Source organism: Pseudonocardia sediminis (assembly GCF_004217185.1).
GTDB lineage: Bacteria > Actinomycetota > Actinomycetes > Mycobacteriales > Pseudonocardiaceae > Pseudonocardia > Pseudonocardia sediminis.
In genome coordinates, this window is the sequence record NZ_SHKL01000001.1 from 60,339 (window position 1) to 81,724 (window position 21,386).

The window sequence follows — 21,386 nt, forward strand, 5'->3', positions numbered from 1 at the left end:
GCCCGGTCGGGCTCATCACATCGCCCGTTGACGGCAGTGAGCCCGCACGACATCGGTCGGGTCACGGCGGTCGATCGAGGAGGCCGCGGACGATCCCGGCGTGGTTCGATGTCCGATGTGTCGACGCCCTCGCTGACGACGAGCCTGTGGAACCTGAGCACGACGATGGTCGGCGCCGCGGTCCAGATCGGACGGCAGGTCCCGGCCCTGCTCGCGGAGGCACCCCGCGCCGTCGAGGCCCTGCCCGACGTGCTCGCCGAACTGGCCTCGCTACCGCGCCGGGTGGCGGGGGTGAACGCCGCCCTCGCCGGGCTGGCGCCGATCCTCGCCGACGTCCTCGGCCGCGTCACCGTCCTGGCCGACGACGCCGAGGTCGTCGACCGGGTCGACCGGCTCACCACCGCCGTGATCGAGCTGGCCGGGGCGGCCGGGCCGCTGACCGAGCTGGCCCGGGCGCGGGAGGACATCGCCCGCCTGGCCGACGCCGTGGAGCCGCTGTCGGAGCTGGCCCGCGCCCGCGAGGACATCGCGACCCTGGCCGGAGCCGTCGCACCGCTGCAGGAGCTCGCCCGCGCCCGCGCCGACATCGCCGAGCTGGCGGGCGCGGTGAAGCCCCTCGCCGAGCTGGCCGAGGCCCGCGCGCACCTGGCCGAGCTGGCCGGGGCGGTGGAGCCGCTGGCCGAGCTGGCGCTGGCGCGGGAGGACATCGCCCTGCTCGCCGGCGCCGTCGCCCCCGACGGGCCGGTGCCGCGGATCGCCGCCGCGGTCGACGACCCGACGGGTGAACCGGCCGTCGGGTCGGTGCCACCGCGTCTGGTGACCCTCGACGTCAGCCTGTCCCGCGCGGCCGACCAGCTCACGACCGTCGCCCCGGACCTGCGCTCGGTCGCGGCCCGGATCGACGCGCTCGACCGCCAGATCGGCGTCCTCGCCGACGCCCTCGCCCCGCTGCAGGGCACGACCGAGCGGATCGGCCGCATCGTCGACCGCTTCCCGGACCGTTCCCGGCGGGGCCTGACCACCTGATCCACGCCGGAGGAACCACCGTGTCCGGACCGACCCGCGTCGACCTCTACGTCGACCCCGTGTGCCCGTTCGCCTGGCTGGCGTTCCGCTGGCTGCTGGAGGTCGAGCGCGCACGCGAGCTCGACCTGCACGTGCGGCTGATGAGCCTGGCGGTGCTCAACGAGGGCCGCGAGGGCCACACCCCGGAGGCGGAGAAGGGCCTCGACAGCGCGTGGCGCCCGGTCCGGGTCGGGACGGCCCTGGTCGAGCGGCGCGGCGAGCCGGTGCTGCGGGACTACGTGTGGGAGTTCGGCCACCGGTTCCACGACCGGGGCGAGCGCGGCCGCGACGACGTGCTGCGTGCGGTCCTGGCGGAGCTCGACGCCGACGACCTCTACCCCGCCGCCGACTCCGGCGGGCTCGACGAGATCGTGCGGCGCGTGCACCACGAGGGCATGGACCCCGTCGGCGACGAGGTCGGCACGCCCGTCCTGCATGTCGAGGGCACCGCGTTCTTCGGCCCGGTCCTGGGCGCGTGCCCGCGCGGGCAGGAGGCGCTGGACATGTTCGACGGCGCGGTGCTGCTGGCCCGCAACCCGCTGTTCTACGAGCTCAAGCGCTCCCGCAGCGGCGGCCCGAACTTCGACTGAGCCCGGCGGCGGCCTCGCGGTCGGGGACCGCCGCCGGTGCTCAGCGGGTGGTCAGGAGGACTTCTGGCCGGGGTGCAGCACGACCTTCGTCCAGCCGTCGACGCGCTTGTCGAACTGGTCGTAGCCCTGCACGGCCTCGTCGAGCGGCAGCTCCTGGGACACGATGAACCCGGGGTCGGCCTTGCCCTCGGTGATCAGGTTGCGCAGGCGCAGGTTGTACATCTTGGTGTTGCACTGGCCGGTCCCCATGGACTGGCCCTTGAAGAAGAACGTGCCGTAGTCGAAGGCTAGCTTGCCCTCCTTGGCCAGCTCGTTCTCCGCGCCCGGGTCCTGGGGCATGTAGACCCCCACGACGCCGATGCCGCCGGTCGGCTTGACCGCGTGCACCAGCTCGTTGAGGACGATCTCCGGCTCCTCCTTGCCGTCCGGGTTGTGCGCCTGGTAGCCGACGGCGTCGACGCCGCGGTCCGCGCCACCGCCGGTCAGCTCGTTGATCTGCTCCACGACGTCGCCCGTGCTGCGGTCGATCGGGGTGGCCCCGGCCTTCTCGGCGAGCTTGAGCCGGTCGGCCTGCTGGTCGACGACGAAGACCTGCGACGCGCCCTGGATCCGCGCCGAGAGCGCCGACATCAGCCCGACCGGACCGGCGCCGTAGATCACGACGGTCTCGCCGGGCTGCATCTTGGCCAGCTCGATGCCGTGCCATCCGGTGGGGAAGATGTCCGAGAGCATCGTGTAGTCGAGCTCGTGCTCGGTGCCCGGCGGGAGCTGCAGGCAGTTGAAGTCGGCCCACGGCACGCGCAGGTACTCGGCCTGGCCACCGTTGTAGGGGCCCATGCTGGCGTAGCCGTAGGCCGCGCCGGCCGATCCCGGGTTGGCCTGCAGGCAGAACCCGGTCAGGCCCTTCTCGCAGTTCGTACAGGTGCCGCAGCCGATGTTGAACGGCAGCGACACGCGGTCGCCGACCTTCACGCCGGTGACGGCGTTCCCGACCTCCTCGACGATCCCCATGTTCTCGTGGCCGAGCACCTTGCCGACCTCGACGTTCGTGCGGCCCTCGTACATGTGCAGGTCGGAGCCGCAGATGTTGGTCGTGGTCATGCGGACGACGGCGTCGGTCGGCGCCTCGATGGTCGGGTCGGCGACGTCGTTCACCGAGACGTCGAACGGGCCGTTGTAGACGAGTGCCTTCACAGGGGTACCTCCAGGTTGCCGGACACGCATGCGCGTCAGCGCATGCGATACCGGTCGCATGCCCGGCGCCCGGCCCCGGAAACGTGGTGCTCGCCCGTGCCCGACCCGCGCTTGGGTAGACGATCAACGGGTATCCGCGGTGGTGAGCACGAACCAGACGCGCACCGCACCGATCCCGTACAGCGACGACGTCGAGCAGATCCAGCCCCACGAGGCCGAGCACATCCAGCGCTGCATCGACGCCATGCACCGCACCAACGAGATGACGTTCGACCAGCACCGTCACGGCTACCGCGCCACGCACGCCAAGAGTCACGGCATCCTGCGCGGGACCCTCGAGATCCACGACGACCTGCCGCCGGAGCTGGCCCAGGGCCTGTTCGCGACGCCGGGCACGCACCCCGTCGTGGTCCGGATCGCGACCGAGACCGGCCAGCTCGACGACGACCGCGCCGCCAACGCGCGCGGGTTCTCGCTCAAGGTCCTCGACGTGCCCGGTGAGAAGATGCATCCGCGGACGCCGGACCTGCCGGTGCAGGACCTCCTGTTCAACACGCTGCCGGTGCTGCCGCCGGGGACGGCGAAGAAGTTCATGGAGCTCGCCGAGATCCGGGAGCGCTACTTCCACGACCTCGAGGGGATGGACGAGGCCGTCGGTGAGCGCGACGACGCCGAGGAGCTGACCGCCTTCGGCCGGCTGGCCAACATCCACCCGCTCGCGCACGCCTACTACACCCAGGCCGCGTTCCGGTACGGCGACTACGTCGCCAAGATCGCGGTGTACCCGGGCACGGCCGAGCAGGAGGCACTGTCCGAGCGCTCGGTCACCGACGCCGACCCGGACCACATCCTGCGCGACCTGCTCGCGAGCTGGGCGACCGATCGCGAGACCGTGTTCGACGTCCGGGTGCAGCTGCGCACGAACGCCGAGACGATGCCCGTCGAGGACGCGGCCGTGTACTGGCCGGAGGACGAGAGCCCCTACCGCAGCGTGGCGACCGTGCGGCTGCCCCCGCAGGACGCGTACTCCCCGGCCCGGCGCGTGTTCGCCGACGACCGGCTGGCGTTCCGGCCGTGGAACGGCCTGCCGGCGCACCGCCCGCTGGGATCGGTGAACCGCCTGCGCCGCCGCGCCTACGAGGTGATGGGGCAGCAACGCTTCACGCTCAACGCGACCACCGGCACGGAGATGACCTCGGTCGACGAACTGCCGTTCTAGACGTTCGTACAGATACACGGACGTATGAACCAGGCCCCGCCGGATCCCCCGGGCGGGGCCTGGTTCTCGTCACGGGTGTGCGGTCAGGACGGCTTGGCCCACCACAGCTCCCACGCGATCCGATCCGGGTCGAACACCGAGACGAACTCGGCGTAGCCGGCGTCGCGGACGGGGGAGTGCTCGACGCCGAGCTCGTCGAACCGCGCCGACCAGGCGTCGAGGTCGGCCCGCTCGGAGACGTGGACCGCGACGTGGTCGAGACCCGTCCGCGACGGGTCGAACAGGTCGTCGGAGCGCCGGTGCGGCTCGTGGATGCCGAGCACGAACCCGCTGTCCGGGTGCTTCAACAACTGCCGCGGGTGGCCCGCCTCGGGCGGACCCTCCTTGGCCTCGCCGGAGCGCTCGAACCCCAGGACCCGCTCGTACCAGGCGATGCTCGCCGCCATGTCGCGCACGACGATCGCGACGTGCGCGACGGCGGAGAACGTCACGGTCACTGGATCCACACCGTCTTCGCGTTGACGAACGACTGCGGCCCGAAGTCGGCCAGCTCGCGCCCGTAGCCGGAGTTCTTCGCCCCGCCGAACGGGACCTCGGCCGTCGACTCGGTGAACTTGTTGATGTACATCATTCCGGTCTCGACCTCGTTGACGAAGCGCTCCTTCTCCGCGTCGTCGGTGGTCCAGGCGCTGCCGCCCAGGCCGAACGGGGAGTCGTTGGCGATCCGGATCGCGTCGTCGACGTCGTTCGCACGGAAGATCATCGCGACCGGACCGAACAGCTCCTCGCGGTAGGCGGGGGCGTCCTCCGGGATGTCGGTCAGCACCGACGGCGGGTAGAAGTTTCCCGGTCCGCCGAGGGGCTTGCCGCCGGTGAGCAGCCGGGCGCCCGCGGCGACGCTGTCCCGCACCTGCTTGTCGAGGTCGGTGACCCCCTGGGCCTGCGACATCGGGCCGACGTCGGTGCCGTCGTCCATCGGGTCGCCGACGGTCAGGGCCTCCATCGACGCGACCATCTTCTCGGTGAACGCGTCCACGACGTCGGCGTGCACGATGAAGCGCTTCGCGTTGATGCAGGACTGGCCGTTGTTGAGCAGGCGCGAGGTGACGGCCTGCTCGACCGTGGCGTCGAGGTCGGCCGAGGGCATCACGATGAACGGGTCGCTGCCGCCGAGCTCGAGCACGCTGGCCTTGACGTTCTTCCCGGCGCGCGCGCCGACCTCACGCCCGGCCGGCTCGCTGCCGGTCAGGGTGACGGCGCGGACGCGGTCGTCGTCGATCATCGCCTCGATCTTCGACGAGCCGACGAGCAGCGTCTGGAACGCGCCCTCGGGCAGCCCGGCGCGGGTGAACACGTCCTCGATCGCGGTCGCGACCTGCGGGACGTTCGACGCGTGCTTGAGCAGCCCGACGTTGCCGGCCATCAGCGCGGGGGCGGCGAAGCGGAACACCTGCCAGTACGGGAAGTTCCACGGCATGACGGCCAGCACCGGCCCGAGCGGCTGGAACCGGGTGAACACCCGCGCGCCCTCGGGTGCGCTCTTCGGGGACCACGGCACGTCGGCCAGGGCGCGCTCGGCGTTGTCGGCGTACCAGCGCAGCCCGTACGCGCACTTCGACACCTCGCCCTTCGCCGAGGCGAACGTCTTGCCCATCTCCAGGGTGGCGAGACGGGCGAACTCGTCGGTCTCGGCGTCGAGGATGTCCGCGGCGGCGCGCAGCCAGCCGGAGCGCTGGGCGAACGTGGTGTCGCGGTAGGCCTGGAACGCGTCGTGCGCGCGCTGGAGCTTCTGCTCGATCTGGTCGTCGGTGAGCTCGTCGAACTCCCGGACGACCTCGCCGGTCGCGGGGTTCGTCGTTGAGATTGCCATGACAGCGGGCTACCCGCTCGGCGTCGGCGGACACGTGACGGTCTCCGCCACGAACGATCGAGCGTCACGGAAGGGACGATCGCTCGACCAGAACGTGACGCTCGAAACGGCAGGGGACCTCAGTCGGCGAGCCGGAAGGTCAGCTCGGTGACCCAGGCGTCGATCGAGACCTCCATCGGATTCGAGTGGAAGGCCTCCAGCCGGCATCCCCAGCGGTCCCCGTCGGGCCTGCGTTCCACGTCCCACCGGTGACCGTGCTCCTCACCCCAGGCAAGCAGCCCGTCGGTGACGGCGATCAGCTCGTCCGGATGGCCGGTGTGGGTCAGCGTCGCGTACCGACCGGCCGGGATGACGCGCGTCTGCCACAGCTCGTCCCGGGGAGCCGGGCCGAGCACCGGCACGCCGGCCTCCACCGTGAGCGACCGGTCCATGTCGATCAGCAGGTAACGCAGGAACGGTGCCCCGGCCGGCGCGACCCCGAGCTCGGCGAGCCGGCCGATCAGGACCGGGATCCGGTCGGCGATCTCGCCCATCGTCGTCATCGTGACCGTGCGGGTCACCCCGACGTAGGACTGCTCGGTGCGTTCGACGATCTGCGGTGTCGGAAACGTCTGCATGAGGTGTCGACCGTGCGGATGGCCGGGAATCATCGGTGTGCGCGTGGGCCGAGACACTGATCGACTTCTGTGGACATCTCCGGGCCACCGGCGGCCCGGATCCTTCCTCAGGCGTCGATCATGAACCGGGGCCGGTGCCGGGCGGGGACCAGGCCCGCCCCGCCCGCAGGGCGGCCAGGCCCGGCCAGACGACGGTCATCAGCTGCGCCGCGAGGTCCTCCGGCGTCCCGCTGCCGCCGTCGAAGTACCAGTCGGCGAGCCCCTCCGTGGCCCCCACCAGCGTCGACGCCACCGGGAGCGCGGCGGCCGGGTCGACCGCGGAGTCGGCCAGCAGCTCCGCGACGCGGGTGACGATCCGGCTGCGGGCGTCGAACACCTCACCGGCGAACGTGCCGGAGCGGGCCTGCCGGTAGAGCACCATCCAGCCCTCGCGGTGCGTGGTGACGGTGGTGAAGAACGCGCGCAGCCCGCGGAACAGCCGCGTCTCCGGGTCCGCGCTGCCGAGGTCACCGGACACCGAGGTCAGCAGCCGTTCCGCCTCGCGCCGGATGCAGCGGGCGAACAGCTCCTCCTTCGACCCGCCGCCGTGGGTGTAGACCATCGGCTTCGAGACCCCGGCCTCGTCGGCGACGTCGTCCATCGACGCGTCGTGGAAGCCGCTGCGGGCGAACACCCGGGCCGCCCCGTCCAGCACCTGGCGCTCCCGCTGCTCGGGCGGGAGACGGCGGCGGGCCGGAGCGGGAGTCACTCTTGCATCTTATCTACTCGTGCGTAAAGTAGCCACAAGATCGGAACGGTACCGCCGGTACCGGATACCCCACGGTGAGGTGGATGCCGCGATGGCCGACACGGTCGACGTCAACGAACTGGGTCGCAGCGTCGACCCGAAGTCGCTGTCCGACGAGCAGCTGATCGAGACCCTGACCGTCGCGTTGCGCGACGGGGACCCCGCCGACGTCGACCCGTCGCTGTTCGCGCGGCTGGTCAAGAGCGCGTCGAAGTCGCAGCTGTCCACGGTCATGTCCTCGAGCGTGCGCCGGGACGTGCTGGAGGCGATCTTCGGCCGGATGAGCGAGTTCTACTCGTCGCAGGGCGCGAGCGGGAAGCGTCAGGTCGTGCACTGGCACATCAAGGACGGCAAGGAGCTCGACAGCTTCCAGACCGTGCTGGCCGACGGCACCTGCACCGTCACCCACGGCACCGACGAGGAGTACCGCACCGCGCTGACGATGCCGGGCACCGAGTTCCTCAAGGTCGTCACGAACAACGCCAGCCCGGTCACGTTGTTCATGACCCGCAAGCTCAAGGTCGAGGGGGACGTCGGTTTCGCGACGGCCCTGCAGAAGATGTTCACGATCCCGTCCGCCTGACGAGAAGGACCGACGATGTTCTCCTTCGAACTGTCCGAGGAGCACCGCGACCTGCGGGAATGGGTGCACGGGTTCGCCGCCGACGTGGTCCGCCCGGCCGCCGCCGAGTGGGACGAGCGGGAGGAGACCCCGTGGCCGATCCTGCAGGAGGCCGCGAAGATCGAGCTCTACAGCTTCGAGACCCTCGCGTCGTTCTGGGGTGACGAGTCCGGTCTGTCGATGCCCCTGGTGAACGAGGAGCTCTTCTGGGGTGACGGCGGCATCGGGATGGCGATCTTCGGCACGACGCTGGCGGTGGCCGGTATCTTCGCCTCCGGCACCCCGGACCAGATGGTCGAGTTCATCCCGCAGTGCTACGGCGACGCCGCGGACCCGAAGGTCGGCGCGTTCTGCTCCTCGGAGCCCGAGTCCGGGTCCGACGTCGGGGCCATGCGCACCCGCGCCGTCTACGACGAGGCGCGCGACCAGTGGACGCTGTCCGGGCAGAAGGCCTGGGCGACCAACGGTGGGATCGCGAACCTGCACGTCGTCCAGGCGGTCGTCGACCCGGAGCTGGGCACCAAGGGGCAGGCCGCGTTCGTCGTCCCGCACGGCACGCCCGGCCTGGAGTCCACCCGCAAGATCAAGAAGATGGGGCTGCGCGCCTCGCACACCGCCGACGTCTTCCTCGACGACGTCGTCGTGCCCGGCAACTGCCTGCTCGGCGGCAAGGACAAGCTCGACGAGCGCCTGGCCCGCGCCCGATCCGGGGAGCGGTCGAAGGGTTCGGCCGCGATGCAGACGTTCGAGCTGTCCCGCCCGACCGTCGGGGCCCAGGCGATCGGCATCGCCCGCGCCGCCTACGAGTACGCGCTGGAGTACGCGAAGGAGCGGACGACGTTCGGCCGCCCGATCATCGACAACCAGTCGATCGCGTTCACCCTCGCCGACATGAAGACCGAGATCGACGCGGCCCGCCTGCTGGTGTGGCGCGCGGCCTGGATGGGGCGCAACAACGTCGCGTTCGAGGCCGGCGAGGGCTCGATGTCCAAGCTCAAGGCCGGACGGGTCGCGGTGTGGTCGACGGAGCGCGCGATCCAGATCCTGGGCGGCGCCGGCTTCTCCCGCGAGCACCCGGTGGAACGCATGCACCGGGACTCGAAGATCTACGACATCTTCGAGGGCACCGAGCAGATCCAGCAGCTCGTCATCGCCCGGGCGATCAGCGGGCGGCACATCGCCTGAGGTCGCCGCCGCGCCGGTCGAAAACTTTCCCGACGAAGTCGTGTCGAGGATGTCGAGACCGGCGTGGCGGCTTCGTCCCCGGTGCGGATGCGGCCACGGTGGCCGCACCGGACCGAGGGGACGACCATGAAGTACCTGCTGCTCAAGCACTACCGCGGCGCGCCGGCGCCGGTCAACGACGTCCCGATGGACCAGTGGTCCCCGCAGGAGGTCGACGACCACATCCGGTTCATGAACGACTTCGCCGCCCGGCTCGAGGGCACCGGCGAGTTCGTCGACGGGCAGGCGCTCTCGCCCGAGGGCACGTTCGTCCGCTACGACGGGGAGGGCCGCCCGCCGGTCACCGACGGGCCCTTCGCCGAGACCAAGGACCTGATCGCCGGCTGGATGATCATCGACGTCGAGAGCTACGACCGGGCGCTGGAGCTGGCCGGCGAGCTGTCGGCGGCCCCCGGGGCCGGCGGGAAGCCGATCCACGAGTGGCTCGAGGTGCGTCCGTTCCTGACCGCCCCGCCGACGGTCGCCGAGTGACGGGACCAGCCGGATGCTCGACGAACTGCTGCTGCGGGAGCTGACCCCCGCGGTGATCGGCGTCCTCGTCCGCCGCGGAGCCGACTTCGCGACGGCCGAGGACGCCGTGCAGGAGGCCCTCGTCCAGGCCTCGCTGAGCTGGCCGGACGGGCAGCCCGACGACCCGAAGGGCTGGCTGGTCACGGTCGCGTGGCGTAAGTTCCTCGACGCCCGCCGCTCCGAGGCGGCGCGCCGGGACCGGGAGGAGCGGGTCGAGGTCGAGCCGGCGCCCGGACCGGCCGAGTCCGCCGACGACACGTTGGCGCTGTTCTTCCTCTGCGCCCACCCGTCACTGACGCCGGCGTCCGCGGTGGCCCTGACGCTGCGGGCCGTCGGCGGCCTGAGCACCCGGCAGATCGCCGCGGCCTACCTGGTGCCCGAGGCGACGATGGCGCAGCGGATCAGCCGGGCCAAGCGCACGGTCTCCGACGTCCGGTTCACCGAGGCCGGCGACCCGGCGACCGTGCGCCGGGTGCTCTACCTGGTGTTCAACGAGGGCTACACCGGCGACGTCGACCTGGCCTCCGAGGCCATCCGGCTCACCCGGCAGCTGGCGGCGGTCGACGACGGGGAGGAGACCGCGGGGCTGCTCGCGCTGATGCTGCTGCACCACGCCCGCCGTCCGGCGCGGACCCGGCCCGACGGCAGCCCGGTCCTGCTGAACGAGCAGGACCGCTCCCTCTGGGACACCGCGCTCATCGCCGAGGGGGTCGAGGTCCTGCAGGCCGCGCTGGCCCGTGACCGGCTCGGCGAGTTCCAGGCGCAGGCCGCCGTCGCCGCCCTGCACGCGGACGCGCCGCGTGCCGAGGAGACCGACTGGACCCAGATCGTCGGCTGGTACGACGAGCTGCTGCGGCTCACCGGGAGCCCGGTCGTGGCGCTGAACCGGGCCGTCGCGGTCGGGGAGGCCGACGGCGCCGCGGCCGGGCTCGCGGCCCTGGCGACGGTGGACCCTGGCCTGCCCCGCCACACCGCCGCGTCGGCGCACCTGCACGAGAAGGCGGGCGACCTCACGGCCGCGGCACGGCTCTACGCCGAGGCCGCGCGGACCGCACCCACCCTCGCCGAGCGTCACCACCTCACCCGGGAGGCCGCGCGGATCGGTCAGGCTCTCGGCTGATCGTTCCCGCGATCAGCGCACGGATCGTGGTCCGACCGGCCGAGCCGTCCGCAGCACCGTCGCCGTCCGCAGCGTGGGACCCACCGCCGGACATGCGGTGATCGCCGATTCGTCCCCTTCCGGGTGACGGTCGTGTCAGAGTCGGGCCGTTCGACCCGGCAGGCGACATCGTGTCCGCCCGTTCGTCCGGACCGTCCCGAACAAGGGGTGGCGGACGGAGCCAGGGCGTGGCCGTGTCCGTCCGACGTGAGCTCCCCCTCGACGTCGGCGCCGCCGGGTGCCCCCGCGAACGAGAGTCGAGGACGCATGGACCGCAGACGGTTTCTGACCATCAGCGCACTGACGGTGGCGGCCGGCCTGGTCACCCGCGAGGTGGCGACGGCGGCCGAGGACGGACCGCTGGCCCTGATCTACCGCGGAGAGTCGGTGACCAGCGAGGGCTCGCCCGAGACGCTGGAGGCGTTGCTGCGGGAGTCGCCGCTGAAGTTCCGGACGGCGTTCGTCGGTCCCGGCGAGGACACCGACCTGTCGGAGTCGGCGCTGTCCGGCGCCGCGGTGTACGTGCAGCCCGGCGGGGGCACCGTCGACGAGGCATGGCCGGTCCTGCAGAAGCACGGTCCCGCCGTGACGAAGTTCGTCGAGGCGGGCGGCGCGTACCTCGGCTTCTGCCTCGGCGCCTACCTGGCCGGGTCCGAACCGGGCTTCGGTCTCCTCGACGGCGCGCCGGTCCCGTACACCGGCACCGAGGGCGCCACCGTCGGCGACAGCTCGCAGACCACGGTCACCGTGGACTGGCGGGGCGCGAAGCGGGAGCTGTACTTCCAGGACGGAGCGGCCTTCCGGCTGCCCGCGAACAGCACGGCCGAGGTGCTGGCCCGCTACACCAACGGCCTGCCCGCCGCGCTGGTGCAGAACGTCGGCAAGGGCCGCATCGGCCTGGTCGGCACCCACCCCGAGGCGAACGAGTACTGGTTCTCCGGTGGCGGGTTCGTCGACAACCGCGATCTCGCCCAGGACCTGGTGTCGACGACCGTCACGGGCTGACCGGGGACCGTCACCGATCCGTGTGAAGGTTTCACGTGGAACGTCGGCCGGTCCCCCGTCGAGGGACCGGTCACGAACGGGCCGCGGCACGTACCCCTGCCTCCTCGAAGATCGTTCTCCTCACGTCGGTGGGAATCGGGGAGAGGCGGGACGAGGATGTCCGTTCGCAGGGTCGTGGCGGTTCTGGCGACGACGGTCGTCTGCGCGCTCGCCGCGGTGGGGACCGGCGCGGTGGCCCACGCCGACGAGTCCGGCCCGGAGCTGAGCGTCCCGGCCGCGGACCTGGAGAAGAGCCTCACCTGCCATGGTGACCTCACCTCCGGTGAGCGTTCCCCGGTGCTGCTCGTGCCGGGCTCGACGCTGACCCCGGACGTCAACTACGACTGGAACTACGGGCCCGCCCTCGCGGCCCGCGGCCAGGCCTACTGCTGGGTCGAGCTGCCCGGCAACGCCCTCGACGACATCCAGGTCGCCGGCGAGTACGTCACCCACGCGATCCGCACGATGCACGACGAGGCCGGCCGGACGATCGACGTCGTCGGGTTCAGCCAGGGCGGGATGGTGCCGCGCTGGTCGTTGAAGTACTGGCCCGACACCCGCGAGGCGGTGCGCGACGTCGTCGGCATCGACCCGTCGAACCACGGCACGCTCGACGCCCACCCGGTCTGCGCGCCCGGCTGCGCCCCCGCGTTCTGGCAGCAGCAGACCGACTCGGACTTCCTGACCGCGCTCAATGACGGGGGCGAGACGTTCGCCGGGATCGACTACTCGGTCGTCTACACCTACACCGACGAGGTCGTGTTCCCGAACCTGCCGCCGGAGCCGAGCTCCGAGCTGCGCACCGGCGACGGGGCGATCTCCGACATCGCGGTGCAGGACATCTGCCCGGTGCACGTCTCCGAGCACCTGACGATGGGGTCCACCGACCCGGTCGGGTACGCCGTCGTCGTCGACGCCCTGGACCACGAGGGGCCGGCCGACGCGTCCCGGATCGACCGCTCGGTGTGCGCGGCGGCGCTGATGCCCGGTGTCGACCCGGTCGCTCTGCCGGTGAACGAGGCCCGCTACCTCGGTCAGGTCGGCACGGCCATCGCGACCCACCCGCTGGTGAACGCCGAGCCGGAGCTGCGCGAGTACGCCCGCGGCTGATCACGTCCGGGCCGACGAGCGCCCGCGCGGGTTCCCGGGCCAGGATGGACGAGCCGGGCGATCACAGCGCGCCCGGTCCGGGCCGGCCCCGCGGCCTGCGTTCCGTGCTGCGAGGAGGACCCCGTCGTGCCGAGCCTGACGTTCCGCGGCCGCACCTGGACCCGTGACCGAGCCATGGTGATGGCGATCGTGAACCGGACGCCGGACTCGTTCTACGACAACGGCGCGACGTTCGCCGAGCAGGCCGCTCGCGACGCCGTCACCGCCGCGGTCCGCGAGGGCGCCGACGTGATCGACATCGGCGGGGTGCCCGCGAGCCCCGGCTCGGAGGTCACCGAGCAGGACGAGATCGACCGGGTGGTGCCCACCGTGGAGTGGGTGCGCAAGCAGTTCCCGGACGTGGTGATCAGCGTCGACACGTTCCGTGCCGCGCCCGCCGACGCCGTCTGCGCGGCCGGGGCCGATCTCGTCAACGACAACTGGGCGGCCGCCGACCCGGGCATCCTCGACGTCGCCGCGCGCTGGGGCGCCGGCTACATCAGCGCGCACACCGACAACGTCACCCCGCGCACCGAGCCGCACCGCCCGTTCTACGACGACGTCGTCGCCTCGGTGCTGGAGCAGACCACCGCGCTGGCGGAGAAGGCCGTCGCCGCCGGGGTCCCCCGCGAGGGAATCATGATCGACCCGGCGATCGACTTCTCGAAGAACACGCTGCACAGCCTCGCCGTGCTGCGCGAGGTGGACCGGATGGTCGCGACCGGCTGGCCGGTGCTGCTGGCGATGTCGAACAAGACCGTCGTCGGGGAGTCGCTGGACGCGCCGCTGGGGGAGCGGGTGACGGGGACCCTCGCGGCGACCGCGCTGGCCGTCGACCGCGGGGTGGCGATGGTTCGGGCGCACCAGGTCGCCGCCACCCGGCAGACCTGCGAGATGGTGGCGATCGTCCGTGGCGAGCGGAACCCGGCGCGAGCGGTGAGACTTCTGGCGTGATCCATCAGATCTTTCCCTCGGCGTCGGCGGGGCCCCTGGGCCCGGAACAGCTCGAGGAGCTCTACCGCTACCCCGACGACCGCACCCGTCTCGCCGTGAACTTCGTGTCCAGTGCGGACGGTGCGGTCAGTGTCGACGGCGGGTCCGCCGGTCTGGGCACGCCGCCGGACCGGGAGGTGCTCGATCTGGGCACCGACCTCGCCGACGTCGTGCTCGTCGCCGCCGGCACCGCGACCGCCGAGGGGTTCACCGGCGTCAAGCCGGACGAGCGCGCCGCCCGTCGCCGCGAGCGGTACGGGCTGCGCGAGGTCCCGGTGACCGCCGTCGTCACCTCGTCCGGGAAGTCCCTGGCCGCCGACTCCCCGGTGCTCACCGACACCCTGGTCCCGACGCTGGTGTTCACCTGCTCCTCGGTGCCGCTCGGGCTGCGCGAGGACTGGACCGCCGCCGGCGCCGAGGTCGTCCTGACCGGTGACGACGAGGTGGATCTCGCCCGGGTCGTGGCCGAGCTGTCGCGGCGCGGGCTGCACCGGATCAACTGCATGGGCGGCCCGGCGCTGTTCGGCAGCCTGGCCGAGGCCGGTCTCGTGGACGAGCTGCGGCTGACGCTGGCGCCGTTCCTGGTCTCCGGTGAGGCCGGCCGGATCGCCCGCGGCGCCGGGATGGACCCGGCGCGGCTCGAGCTGGTCTCCGTGATCACCGACGACGACACGCTGCTGATGCGCTACCGCGTCCGCGACTCGTCGTCGCACTGACGACAACCCCGTACGAGCAGGAGGAATACATGTCAGACCGCCCGGTTCTGCAGGTGATCATCGGGAGCACCCGGCCCGGCCGGGTGGGACTGCCGCTCGGACGCTGGATCTCGGGGGCGGCCCAGGAACACGGCGCGTTCGACGTCGAGCTGGTCGACCTGGCCGAGGTCGCGCTGCCGCTGTTCGACGAGCCGCACCACCCGCGCCTGCAGCAGTACACCCACGAGCACACGAAGCGCTGGGCCGCGACGGTCGACCGCGCCGACGCGTTCGTGTTCGTCGTCCCCGAGTACAACCACAGCGTCAACGCCGCGACGAAGAACGCGATCGACCACCTGAGCCTGGAGTGGGCGCACAAGCCGGTCGGGCTGGCCAGCTACGGCGGCGTCGCCGGCGGCACCCGGGCGACCACGGCGCTGGAGCCGGTCCTGGCCGCGCTGCGGATGACCCGGCTGCCGGGCGTGATCGTCCCGTTCGCGAAGCAGTTCGTGCGTGGCGAGGGCGACGACCGGACGTTCGAGCCGAACGACGAGATCACCGCTGGTGCGAAGGCGATGCTCGACGAGCTGGCCCGCGTCGCTCCGGTCCTGCGGACGCTGCGGGCCGGATAGCCACTCACCGCGGGTGATCATCGAGTCACCGGACTCGGTGATCGTGGCGGGCCCGCCGTGCTGCAAGATGCAGTGGTGCCTCTGCCCGCGAACACGCTGACCGACGGCGTGGTCGTGATCAGTCCTCTGCGGTGGCAGGACATCGAGCCGCACCTGGCCGGCGAGGACGCCGAGCTGGTCCGGTGGCTGCACGGCGGTACCGGCACCCGGGCCACCGTGCAGGCGCACGTCCGCCGGTCGATCGAGCGCTGGGTCGCCGACGGGCCGAAGCTCAGCTTCGGGATCCGGCTCGACCGCGGTGCGACGCTGGCGGGCACGATCGACGCCGACCAGGACCCGCATCCCGGCTCACGACGCGCGAACCTCGCCTACGGGATCTACCCGCAGTTCCGGCGACGCGGGCTGGCGACCCGGGCCGTGCTGCTGGCCTGCCGCTACCTGTCCGAGCGCGGCGACATCGACCGGATCCTGATCGACGTCGACCCGGCCAACACCGCGTCCTCACGTGTCGCGCTGCGGGCGGGCTTCCGGTTCCTCACCCACGTCGCCGACGACGAGGACGACTTCGACCGCTACGAGCTCGTCGTCCGCCGGCCGCCGGGGCTCCGGCCGAGGTACTGAGAGCCCGGTACACGGCCCCGGACGCACCACGGCCGCCCACGCGTCGATGCGTGGACGGCCGCGGCCGGGGGAGCGGAGCTCAGCTGACGGTCGGGGCCTCGATGTACATCACGCCCGGGATCTCCAGCGGGGGGAGGTCGTCGAACAGCACGTCGGAGGTGGGCGCCGAGTCCGCGGACGTCGACAGCGGGGTCCCGACGTCGGTCGTCACGTCGTCGGCGGCCTCGAGCGGGAGGTCCTGGTCGGCCGGCAGCGAGGTGTCGGGGGCCTCGGGGGCGCTCGGCGCGTCGGGCAGCTCGGCGGCGGAGGCCTGACCGATGAAGCCGGCTCCCAGCACGACGACGCCGGCACCGGCGAGCGTCAGGCGGAGAGCGTTCCGGGCGAACGAGTCCATGCGTAGAGCCTTTCGAAGCAGGTGCACCGGGGGTGTGCGCTGGGGAGCATGCACGGGGAGCGTGCGGGGGCGAACCCCTGATGGCCCAACGAGACCGCCCCGACCCGGTTTCGGTGCGAGACACCCGTCGATCGATCTTCACTCGATAGAGTGAGAACCTCGGTGGCTGTCGCTGCTTTCACCCGAAGGGGTCACTCAAGGTCGCGGCATCCGGGCGGCGCGCGGGGAGGATGGGAGGGTGCACATGTCCTCGACCGGGGCCGTCGCCCTGCGCCGCACCGCGTCCGCGGTCGCCGTCACCGGGACGGTGGCGGGAGCGGCCCTGGGGATCGGATGGCACTACTCCTCGGTGCTGCTCGACCCGCGGTCACGGACCGGCTTCCCGGAGCGGGTGCTGGCCACCACCGTCGGGTCGGTGGTGCTCTCCCGTAGCCGTCTGTGCGCCCAGCCCGGTGTCTGGGGGCTGCGCTGGGACGGCCTCGCCGGGGGCCCGGGCGGGGGCCTGGCCGTGCTCGGGCCGGTGCTGGAGCGCGACCGGGACCGGGTGGTGCGGCAACGGCTCGACGGGCCGCGACCGCCCGTCGGCCCCGCCGTGATCGACGCCGGACCGTTCGACCCGGACCCCGCCGCCCGCGGGCTCGGCTTCACCGAGGTCGTGGTGGACACCCCGCTCGGCCCGGCCCCGGCGTGGGACGTCCCGCCCCCGGACGGCGTCCGGGGACGCGGGCGGGGCGGGGTCTGGGCGATCCACGTGCACGGACGCGGCGGGTCCCGCCGGGAGGCGTTGCGGATCCTGCCCGCGCTGCACGAGCTCGGCCTGCACCAGCTCGTGATCAGCTACCGCAACGACGGCAGCGCCCCGCAGGGCCCGGACGGGCGCTACCACCTCGGCGACACCGAGTGGGAGGACCTCGACGCCGCCGTCGGGTACGCCCTGGACCGCGGCGCGGAGAAGATCGTGCTCGTCGCGTGGTCGATGGGTGCCGCGGTGAGCGGGGCGTTCCTGGACCGGTCACCGCGGGCGTCGCACGTCGCCGCGGTGGTCTGGGACGCGCCGCTGCTCGACTGGCGCGCGACCCTGCGCCGGCAGGCGGCGAACCGCTACCTGCCCCCGCCGCTGGCCGGGCTGGCGTCGCGGTTCACCAGCCGCCGGATCGGGATCGACTTCGACCGGTTCGACCTGGCGCGGCGTCCCCCGGCGGTGCGGCCGCCGACGCTGCTGGTGCACAGCGACGCCGACTCCGCGGTCCCGGCGTCGGTCAGCCGCGCGCTCGCCGCGGCGGCGCCCGGCCTGGACTGGCCGGTGTGCTATCTCGAGGTCGCCGGCGTCGAGCACACCGGCAGCTGGAACGCCGACCCGCAGGTCTACGAGGATGCCGTCAGCGGCTTCCTGCGGGAGACCCTGAGGCCCACCTAGGGATCAGCTGTCCGAGCGCAGCGCGCTCTTGCCGACCGGCTTGCCGAACAGCGCGTCCTCGGTCGGGGCCGTGGTGGGCGGCGGGGTGCCCGGGTCGACGGTCTTCTCCTGGCGCAGCACCAGCGACCAGCCCCACGCCGACAGCGCGGTCAGCACGGCCAGGGCCACCAGCCACGGCCAGCGGCGCGTGATCGGGGACGGGTCGATGGCCCGGGCCAGCGAGGTCCGGGCGTCGTCGAGGGTGTCGGAGGCGTTCGAGGCGACGGAGGAGACGACGTTCGAGGCGAGGATCGACGCGGCCTCACCGAAGTCCCCGACGGCCGTACCGGCGTCGTTCCGGGCGCGCTTCCAAGTCCGGCTGTCGTTCATCGTGCGACCTGCTTCCCGCGTGGACGTCCGTGTGCTGGCACGATGGTATCCGTGACCGAACCAGGAAACGCGAAGACGACCGCCACCCTGCGCACCTCCGAAGGGGACATCCGGATCAACCTGTTCCCGGACCACGCACCGAAGACGGTTGCGAACTTCGTCGGCCTCGCGGACGGGTCCAAGGACTACAAGGGCCCCAACGCCAGCGGCGGCGACTCCGGCCCGTTCTACGACAGCTCGATCTTCCACCGTGTGATCAGCGGGTTCATGATCCAGGGCGGGGACCCGACCGGCACCGGGCGCGGTGGCCCCGGCTACCAGTTCGCCGACGAGTTCCACCCCGAGCTCAAGTTCGACCGCCCGTACCTGCTCGCGATGGCGAACGCCGGGCCCGGCACGAACGGCTCGCAGTTCTTCATCACCCTCGGCCCGACCCCGCACCTCAACCGCAAGCACACCATCTTCGGTGAGGTCGCCGACGCCGAGTCGCGCGCCGTCGTGGACCAGATCGGGGGCACGACCACCGGCCAGGCGGACCGCCCGCTGACCGACCAGGTCATCCAGCACATCGACGTCGAGCAGAACTGACTCATGACGCGTCCGGTGCCGAGGTCCCGGCGATGACCGGCCCCGCCGGTCCGCCGGGCCAGGTACCGCCCGGCCCGTACCCACCCCCCGACGCGGGGGCGATGGTCTGTGCCCGGCACCCCGACCGCCCGACCCGGCTGCAGTGCACCCGGTGCGGGCGTCCGGCGTGTCCGGACTGCCTGCGCGACGCCTCCGTCGGCCAGCACTGCGTGGACTGCGTCTCGCAGGCCGCGGCGTCGACCCCGCGCTGGCGCACCGTCGCCGGCGCGAGCCGGCCCGGCAAGCCGGTGATGGTCCCGATCCTGATCGGGATCAACGTCGCGATCTTCGCTCTCACCGTGGTCGCGGCCGGGAGCATCTCGGACAACTACGCCTCGGTGCTGTTCCGGGAGACCTCGCTGGTGCCCGTGGACGTCGCGGGCGGCGAGTGGTGGCGGCTCGTCACGTCGGGGTTCCTGCACTTCGGCCTGCTGCACCTGGCGTTCAACATGTTCGCGATGTGGGTCATCGGCCGTGAGGTCGAGACCGTGCTGGGCCGCTGGCGGCTGCTCGCCGTGTACCTGGTGTCGCTGCTCGGCGGTTCCGCCGCGGTGATGCTGTTCTCGAACGCGGGGACCCAGACCGCGGGCGCCTCCGGGGCCGTGTTCGGCCTGATGGGCGCCCTCGCCGTGCTGCTCTACCGGCTGAAGCTGCCGGCCGGGCAGGCGATCGGCGTCATCGCGATCAACGTCGTGCTCAGCTTCGCGATCCCCGGGATCTCGATCACCGCGCACCTGGGCGGGCTCGTCGTGGGTGCCGCGACGACCGCGGCGCTGGTCTACCTGCCGAACCGGCAGAACCGTTCGGTGCAGGTCGCGGCCGTCGCCGGGATCGCCGTGGTGGTCCTGCTCGCGATCGGCGTCAGCCTGACCCTGTGACGGGCACCCCCGGGGTCGTCCCCCCGGGGGTCCCCTCGCTCACGAGAAGGTCCTGAGGGTTCCCCCCGGGCCTTCTCGTCAGGTCAGCGCGGGGTCCGGTACGTCTCCAGGACCTCGGCGACCTCCTCGGGGTCCTCGCCCAGCTCCAGGCGGCCGAGGATCACCAGGCGCTCGGCGCCGTCGGGCTCGCGGAGCTCGAGCTCCAGCAGCGACGACTCGCGCCCGAAACGGCGCTGGCGCAGCACGCGCACGTTGTCGACCCGCCCCCACCCGACGTCCAGGGTCCAGCTCAGCCGGCGCACGACGAGACCGTCCGGGCCGGCGGCCAGGCGCGGGCGGGCCTTCGTCCCGGAGGCGGCCGCGGTCCCGAGGCCGGCCGCCGCGACGGCCGCGATCAGCTGCCCCGGACGGTCGGAACCGGTCAGCAGGAGCAGCACGAGCCACACGGCGGCGGCCCCTGCCAGCACCCACGCCATCACGACCAGACCGGTCGGCGTGGACCACGAGACGGCCCGATCATGATCACCCATCGTGATCACCGAAGTTATCCACAGGCTTCATCCACAGTGGGGATGAACCACAATGCTGTGTTTCCGCAGCTCAACGCCACCGCATGGTCATCAGGAGTCCGATTACAATGAGTGAGAACCCGATCAGGAAGTTCAGGTTCCCCAGTGCGGCCATGAACGGGATCGACGGCGCCAGGTAGTTCACGACGAGCCAGGCGAGGCCCAGGATCCACATCGCGACCATCACGGCGATGTAGGCCGGGTGGGTGGGACCGGCCACCTTCACCGGGGTGCGGCTGGGCGGCGGCGTGTACACGGCCTGCTTGCGGACCTTGGACTTCGGCATGGGTGGACCTCATCGGTGCGGGGTCGTCTACGGCGCGCTCCCGGCCCGCGACGACCGGACCGTGCACCCCGACGGGGTGCTCCGGGCACGGTTGCGCCGGGGGAGCTTCACCATCACCGTAGCGTGAACACCGGCCGGAATGGGTCCGGACGTCGTGCTCCGCGGAGTGAGCGCGTCGGACCGGTGCCGGTCAGACGCCCGCGACGAGCTCCTCGACCTCGGCCGTCAGGGCGTCCACCGTCGCCTCGGGGACGGCGTGCCCGGCTCCGGCGAGCCAGGTCGCCAGCAGGCGGTGCCCGCCCTGGGTCAGGACCGACTCGGGATGGAACTGGACGCCCTCGATCGGCAGGTCCCGGTGCCGCACGGCCATGATCAGGCCCGACTCGGTGCGGCCGGTGACCTGCAGCTCCGGCGGCAGCGAGTCCGGGGCGATGGTGAGCGAGTGGTAGCGGGTCGCCACGAACGGCGAGGGCAGCGCACGCAGCACGCCGACGCCGTCGTGGTGCACCAGCGAGGTCTTGCCGTGCAGCAGCTCTGGGGCGCGCTCGACGACGCCGCCCCAGGCCGTGGCCAGCGCCTGGTGCCCGAGGCAGACCCCGAGCAGCGGGAGGCCGCGGTCCGCCGCGGCGCGGATCACCTCGACGCTGCGCCCGGCACGCTCCGGTGTTCCCGGGCCGGGGCTGACGAGGACCGCGCCGTAGCCGTCGAGGGCCGACGGGTCGACCTCGTCGTTGCGCAGCACCTCGGGCTCCACGCCCAGCTGGGCGAGGTACTGGACCAGGTTGTAGACGAAGCTGTCGTAGTTGTCGACGACCAGTACCCGCATCGCTTGAC

General features: G+C 72.3%; 26 protein-coding genes. 16 read left to right on the forward strand and 10 right to left on the reverse strand.

The features are described 5' to 3' along the window. Positions 1–108: 108 nt before the first annotated feature. Entirely contained in the window at positions 109–1,026 is a 918-nt protein-coding gene (locus tag EV383_RS00285) for a coiled-coil domain-containing protein (protein WP_130288037.1), read from the forward strand. A gap of 20 nt (positions 1,027–1,046) precedes the next feature. After that, a complete protein-coding gene (locus EV383_RS00290; protein WP_130288038.1) occupies positions 1,047–1,655 on the forward strand; it encodes a mycothiol-dependent nitroreductase Rv2466c family protein in 609 nt (202 codons plus the stop codon). Positions 1,656–1,706: 51 nt separating this feature from the next. Here the strand turns inward: EV383_RS00290 and EV383_RS00295 are convergent, their stop codons facing one another. After that, complete coding sequence (locus EV383_RS00295; protein ID WP_130288039.1) at positions 1,707–2,849, reverse strand: glutathione-independent formaldehyde dehydrogenase; 1,143 nt, start codon at positions 2,847–2,849, stop codon at positions 1,707–1,709. A 142-nt stretch (positions 2,850–2,991) separates the two neighbouring features. On the opposite strand from EV383_RS00295, the gene EV383_RS00300 reads away from it, so the two are divergent. Next, positions 2,992–4,068, forward strand: a complete 1,077-nt coding sequence (locus EV383_RS00300; protein WP_130288040.1) for a catalase family protein — start codon at positions 2,992–2,994, stop codon at positions 4,066–4,068. A gap of 83 nt (positions 4,069–4,151) precedes the next feature. Here EV383_RS00300 and EV383_RS00305 read toward each other — a convergent pair whose 3' ends face one another. The 4 genes from EV383_RS00305 to EV383_RS00320 form a co-directional block, all read right to left on the reverse strand. Next, a complete protein-coding gene (locus EV383_RS00305; RefSeq protein ID WP_130288041.1) occupies positions 4,152–4,559 on the reverse strand; it encodes a VOC family protein in 408 nt (135 codons plus the stop codon). Between the two features lie 2 nt (positions 4,560–4,561). Then, entirely contained in the window at positions 4,562–5,938 is a 1,377-nt protein-coding gene (locus EV383_RS00310) for an NAD-dependent succinate-semialdehyde dehydrogenase (protein WP_130288042.1), read from the reverse strand. A 119-nt stretch (positions 5,939–6,057) separates the two neighbouring features. Further along, positions 6,058–6,555: a GyrI-like domain-containing protein gene (locus tag EV383_RS00315; protein ID WP_130288043.1), complete on the reverse strand. Its 498-nt coding sequence runs from the start codon at positions 6,553–6,555 to the stop codon at positions 6,058–6,060. Between the two features lie 118 nt (positions 6,556–6,673). After that, entirely contained in the window at positions 6,674–7,303 is a 630-nt protein-coding gene (locus EV383_RS00320; protein ID WP_130288044.1) for a TetR/AcrR family transcriptional regulator, read from the reverse strand. A gap of 91 nt (positions 7,304–7,394) precedes the next feature. Here EV383_RS00320 and EV383_RS00325 point away from each other — a divergent pair, with 91 nt between their 5' ends. From EV383_RS00325 to EV383_RS00370, 10 genes are all read left to right on the forward strand, one after another. After that, positions 7,395–7,925, forward strand: coding sequence for an SCP2 sterol-binding domain-containing protein (locus EV383_RS00325; protein WP_130288045.1), 531 nt, complete (start codon positions 7,395–7,397; stop codon positions 7,923–7,925). Between the two features lie 15 nt (positions 7,926–7,940). Next, entirely contained in the window at positions 7,941–9,149 is a 1,209-nt protein-coding gene (locus EV383_RS00330; RefSeq protein WP_130288046.1) for an acyl-CoA dehydrogenase family protein, read from the forward strand. Between the two features lie 126 nt (positions 9,150–9,275). After that, the gene (locus EV383_RS00335; protein WP_130288047.1) at positions 9,276–9,680 is read left to right on the forward strand and encodes a YciI family protein; all 405 of its coding nucleotides are present in this window, start codon (positions 9,276–9,278) and stop codon (positions 9,678–9,680) included. A 13-nt stretch (positions 9,681–9,693) separates the two neighbouring features. Then, positions 9,694–10,839 (forward strand): RNA polymerase sigma factor, encoded by a 1,146-nt coding sequence (locus EV383_RS00340; RefSeq protein ID WP_130288048.1) that lies wholly within the window; start codon positions 9,694–9,696, stop codon positions 10,837–10,839. 306 nt (positions 10,840–11,145) lie between these two features. After that, the gene (locus EV383_RS00345) at positions 11,146–11,883 is read left to right on the forward strand and encodes a BPL-N domain-containing protein (protein ID WP_130288049.1); all 738 of its coding nucleotides are present in this window, start codon (positions 11,146–11,148) and stop codon (positions 11,881–11,883) included. 156 nt (positions 11,884–12,039) lie between these two features. Beyond that, a complete protein-coding gene (locus EV383_RS00350; protein ID WP_207223385.1) occupies positions 12,040–13,032 on the forward strand; it encodes an esterase/lipase family protein in 993 nt (330 codons plus the stop codon). Positions 13,033–13,158: 126 nt separating this feature from the next. Continuing rightward, a complete protein-coding gene (gene folP / locus EV383_RS00355) occupies positions 13,159–14,025 on the forward strand; it encodes a dihydropteroate synthase (protein ID WP_130288050.1) in 867 nt (288 codons plus the stop codon). Next, positions 14,022–14,780, forward strand: coding sequence for a dihydrofolate reductase family protein (locus EV383_RS00360; protein WP_130288051.1), 759 nt, complete (start codon positions 14,022–14,024; stop codon positions 14,778–14,780). The genes folP and EV383_RS00360 overlap by 4 nt, the downstream gene beginning before the upstream one ends. Before the next feature lie 29 nt (positions 14,781–14,809). Further along, positions 14,810–15,391, forward strand: a complete 582-nt coding sequence (locus EV383_RS00365) for an NADPH-dependent FMN reductase (protein ID WP_130288052.1) — start codon at positions 14,810–14,812, stop codon at positions 15,389–15,391. A 75-nt stretch (positions 15,392–15,466) separates the two neighbouring features. Then, a complete protein-coding gene (locus EV383_RS00370; RefSeq protein WP_165438182.1) occupies positions 15,467–16,012 on the forward strand; it encodes a GNAT family N-acetyltransferase in 546 nt (181 codons plus the stop codon). Positions 16,013–16,091: 79 nt separating this feature from the next. Here the strand turns inward: EV383_RS00370 and EV383_RS00375 are convergent, their stop codons facing one another. Continuing rightward, the gene (locus EV383_RS00375) at positions 16,092–16,406 is read right to left on the reverse strand and encodes a hypothetical protein (protein ID WP_130288054.1); all 315 of its coding nucleotides are present in this window, start codon (positions 16,404–16,406) and stop codon (positions 16,092–16,094) included. 244 nt (positions 16,407–16,650) lie between these two features. Here EV383_RS00375 and EV383_RS00380 point away from each other — a divergent pair, with 244 nt between their 5' ends. Beyond that, positions 16,651–17,823 (forward strand): alpha/beta hydrolase, encoded by a 1,173-nt coding sequence (locus EV383_RS00380; protein WP_130288055.1) that lies wholly within the window; start codon positions 16,651–16,653, stop codon positions 17,821–17,823. A gap of 3 nt (positions 17,824–17,826) precedes the next feature. Here EV383_RS00380 and EV383_RS00385 read toward each other — a convergent pair whose 3' ends face one another. Next, complete coding sequence (locus tag EV383_RS00385; protein ID WP_130288056.1) at positions 17,827–18,192, reverse strand: hypothetical protein; 366 nt, start codon at positions 18,190–18,192, stop codon at positions 17,827–17,829. A gap of 42 nt (positions 18,193–18,234) precedes the next feature. Here EV383_RS00385 and EV383_RS00390 point away from each other — a divergent pair, with 42 nt between their 5' ends. Both EV383_RS00390 and EV383_RS00395 read left to right on the forward strand, forming a co-directional pair. Then, positions 18,235–18,780 (forward strand): peptidylprolyl isomerase, encoded by a 546-nt coding sequence (locus EV383_RS00390; RefSeq protein WP_130288057.1) that lies wholly within the window; start codon positions 18,235–18,237, stop codon positions 18,778–18,780. Positions 18,781–18,812: 32 nt separating this feature from the next. Continuing rightward, the gene (locus EV383_RS00395; protein WP_130288058.1) at positions 18,813–19,697 is read left to right on the forward strand and encodes a rhomboid family intramembrane serine protease; all 885 of its coding nucleotides are present in this window, start codon (positions 18,813–18,815) and stop codon (positions 19,695–19,697) included. Positions 19,698–19,780: 83 nt separating this feature from the next. Here EV383_RS00395 and EV383_RS00400 read toward each other — a convergent pair whose 3' ends face one another. The 3 genes from EV383_RS00400 to EV383_RS00410 form a co-directional block, all read right to left on the reverse strand. Next, entirely contained in the window at positions 19,781–20,227 is a 447-nt protein-coding gene (locus tag EV383_RS00400) for a PH domain-containing protein (RefSeq protein WP_130288059.1), read from the reverse strand. Positions 20,228–20,297: 70 nt separating this feature from the next. After that, on the reverse strand, positions 20,298–20,552 hold the full coding sequence (crgA, locus tag EV383_RS00405; protein WP_130288060.1) for a cell division protein CrgA: 255 nt from the start codon (positions 20,550–20,552) through the stop codon (positions 20,298–20,300). 190 nt (positions 20,553–20,742) lie between these two features. Next, positions 20,743–21,378 carry an aminodeoxychorismate/anthranilate synthase component II gene (locus EV383_RS00410; RefSeq protein ID WP_130288061.1) on the reverse strand — a complete coding sequence of 212 codons (636 nt, stop codon included), beginning with the start codon at positions 21,376–21,378 and terminating at the stop codon, positions 20,743–20,745. Positions 21,379–21,386: the final 8 nt, after the last annotated feature.